This is a genomic window from Flavobacterium hydatis, assembly GCF_000737695.1.
GTDB classification, from domain to species: domain Bacteria; phylum Bacteroidota; class Bacteroidia; order Flavobacteriales; family Flavobacteriaceae; genus Flavobacterium; species Flavobacterium hydatis.
This window is the reverse complement of record NZ_JPRM01000089.1, coordinates 1-471: the sequence shown is the minus strand read 5'-3', so window position 1 is coordinate 471 and position 471 is coordinate 1. Positions and strand designations below refer to the sequence as shown.

The 471-nt window shown below is 35.7% G+C and carries 1 rRNA gene; it reads right to left on the bottom strand.

Annotation, left to right across the window (positions count from 1 at the left end):
* A 16S ribosomal RNA gene (locus IW20_RS25150) occupies nucleotides 1-124 on the bottom strand; the annotation flags it as partial.
* Nucleotides 125-471: the final 347 nt, after the last annotated feature.

Sequence of the window (471 nt, the reverse complement as noted above, 5' to 3'; positions counted from 1 at the left end):
AGATTGCATACGCGTTACGCACCCGTGCGCCGGTCTCTAATTCCGAAGAACTATACCCCTCGACTTGCATGTGTTAAGCCTGCCGCTAGCGTTCATCCTGAGCCAGGATCAAACTCTTCATCGTATATTTTAATATTATATGCGACTAATGATTCTATCGGTTTTATTCAAATCTTACGATTCTATTACTCTTTATTTTGTTGTTTTGAAATCTCTTTCAAAACGGCTGTCAATTCAATATGTCTAGGAACGTGTTCTTCTTTTTTCGTTTCGCTTGTTTCTCAAAGCGGGTGCAAAAGTAGAAAAGTTTTTTCTAACTGGCAAGAAAAATTTGAAGTTTTTTTTTAGAGAAATTTTTCATTCTCTTTCTTCTTTTCTTGTCAATATTTCAAGGAACTTTCCGTGTTTTGCGGGGTGCAAATGTAACATCCGTTTTCCATTCTCACAAGCTTTTTTAAATCTTTTTTTTTT